The 2434-nt window shown below is 68.3% G+C and carries 2 protein-coding genes and 1 pseudogene; all 3 read left to right on the forward strand.

Features of this window, described 5'->3' with window-relative positions:
- Positions 1-222 (forward strand): annotated as a pseudogene (locus tag AC2VNT_RS03820) (HNH endonuclease signature motif containing protein); the annotation flags it as partial.
- Positions 223-402: 180 nt separating this feature from the next.
- The gene (gene rfbB / locus AC2VNT_RS03825) at positions 403-1410 is read left to right on the forward strand and encodes a dTDP-glucose 4,6-dehydratase (RefSeq protein WP_486945590.1); all 1008 of its coding nucleotides are present in this window, start codon (positions 403-405) and stop codon (positions 1408-1410) included.
- 1 nt (position 1411) lies between these two features.
- Entirely contained in the window at positions 1412-1993 is a 582-nt protein-coding gene (rfbC, locus tag AC2VNT_RS03830; protein ID WP_486945591.1) for a dTDP-4-dehydrorhamnose 3,5-epimerase, read from the forward strand.
- The last annotated feature ends 441 nt before the right edge of the window (positions 1994-2434 follow it).

A 2434-nucleotide genomic window follows, 5' to 3' on the forward strand; every position in this document is an offset into this window, starting at 1 on the left:
CAGCCCCGCACCGCCGTCGACGACCTCACCTGGCGGTGCGGCCCGCACCATGCACTGATCACCAGCGGTGGCTGGCGAACCCGACGACGCGCAAACGGCACCGTCGAAACCATCCCGCCGGCGCATCTGGACCACGGCCATCCCCGGGTGAATCACCACCATCATCCGGAGAAGCTGCTGCAGGACAGCGGCGACGAGTACGACGACGACGAAGGCGGGTAATCCCTACCCTTGTCAGCGATGACCGGCACCCGCACCCCGCGACCATGGTGTACTCGATCGACGCCACCACCTTGGGCCGGGACGGTGGGATATCAAGACCGTGGCGAGTGCCAGACGGAGCCGGGCTGGCGCCAGGCTCCGTTCACGTTGACCAAGACCGGGTAGCGATATCGTTTCCCCATGCGGCTGCTGGTCACCGGCGGTGCCGGGTTCATCGGCGCCAACTTCGTGCGCCGCACGCTGGCCGAGCGCCCCGACACGGCGCTGACCGTGCTGGACGCGCTGTCCTACGCCGGCAGCCGGGAGGCGCTGGCCGGCGTCGACGACGACATCCGGCTGGTCCGAGGCGATGTCACCGACACCGGGTTGGTGGCGCAGCTGGTCGCCGAGCTGGATCCGGCATCCGACGCGGTGCTGCACTTCGCCGCCGAGACCCACGTCGACAACGCGCTGGCCGACCCGGAGCCGTTCCTGCGGGCCAACGTCGTCGGCACGTTCACGGTGCTGGAGGCGGTTCGCCGGTACGGTGTCCGGCTGCATCACGTCTCCACCGACGAGGTCTACGGCGACCTGGCGCCCGACGACCCGAACCGGTTCACCGAGGCCACCGCCTACAACCCGTCCAGCCCCTACTCGGCCACCAAGGCCGCCGCCGACCTGCTGGTGAAGGCGTGGGTCCGCTCGTACGGCGTCCGGGCGACGATCTCGAACTGCTCCAACAACTACGGCCCGTACCAGCATGTGGAGAAGTTCATCCCTCGTCAGATCACCAACCTGCTGACCGGCCGGCGGGCCAAGCTGTACGGCAACGGGACCAACGTGCGCGACTGGATCCACGTCGACGACCACAACACCGCGGTCCGGCAGATCCTGGAGCGCGGCCGGATCGGCCGCACCTACCTGATCGGCGCCGACGGCGAACGCGACAACCTGGGCGTGCTGCGGCTGATCCTGCGGCTGATGGACCACGACCCCGACGACTTCGACCAGGTCGCCGACCGGGCGGGCCACGACCTGCGGTACGCGATCGACCCGTCGGCGCTTCGTGACGAGCTGGGCTGGAAAGCCGAGCACACCGACTTCGAGGCCGGCCTCGCCGACACCATCATCTGGTACCGGGAGAACGAATCGTGGTGGGCGCCACTGAAAGACGCCGCCGAAGCCCGCTACGCCGAACAGGGCCAGTGAGATGACGATACGACCGCTCGCCATCCCGGGCGCCTGGGAGATCACCCCGCAGCAGCACCGCGACACCCGCGGGCTGTTCTTCGAATGGTTCACCGACCGGCAGTTCACCGGGTTAGCCGGCCAGCGCTTCGACCTGGCCCAGGCCAACTGCTCGGTGTCGGCGGCCGGGGTGCTGCGCGGGCTGCACTTCGCGCAGCTCCCGCCCGGGCAGGCCAAATACGTCACCTGCGTGGCCGGGTCGGTCTTCGACGTGGTGGTCGACATCCGGGTGGGCTCTCCGACGTTCGGCCGCTGGGACGGCGTGCTGCTGGACGGGCATGATCGCCGGTCGGTGTACATCGCCGCGGGGCTGGCGCACGGCTTCCTGGCGTTGCAGGACGACTCGACGGTGATCTACCTCTGCTCAGCCGAGTACAACCCGCCGCGTGAGCACGCGATCGCGGCCCTCGACCCGGCGATCGGCATCCACTGGCCGCTGCCGGCCAGCGAACTGATCCGATCCGATCGAGACGCCGCGGCGCCGACCGTCGCCGAGGTCCGCGCCTCCGGTCTACTGCCCGTCTGGGACCCGGATTGCCGGTAACGGCGGCGGTGGACCGCCCCCGACGACCGGTGGGCACGCGGCCGTGGAACCCCTATAGTGCCGCTCGACGGCCGCTGGCCCGCTGTCCGGATTGATATCCGTACCAGGTGCGACGCCCGACCCGACCACCGGCCCGAGTGAACGTGAAAGTGCTGGTAGCAGCGTTACCGGCGTTGCGGTGCGGGACATCGTCACGACGTGACGTGAGCAGCGTCACAGCCGATTTTGCGGAGTTCGCCGCCCCGTCGCATTACGGTTCGATAACGTACGAATAACTAGTTGATAACCTTGATTCGTAAACGATTTGTGGATTGACGAGTGGACGTGAGAGCCGGCAGCAGCCGAAGCCATGGAGACGCCCACCGAGCCATAGCAAAGCGACCAGACAACCGGCAAACCGGTCCGCGTGTCGTTCGTGGACCCTCGACCCGGCAGGTAGGT

Source organism: Mycobacterium sp. TH-M15 (assembly GCF_057473705.1).

Coding starts and splice junctions, on each gene's coding strand:
- rfbB (WP_486945590.1), top strand. CDS start 403: ATGCGGCTGCTGGTCACCGGCGGTGCCGGGTTCATCGGCGCCAACTTC.
- rfbC (WP_486945591.1), top strand. CDS start 1,412: ATGACGATACGACCGCTCGCCATCCCGGGCGCCTGGGAGATCACCCCG.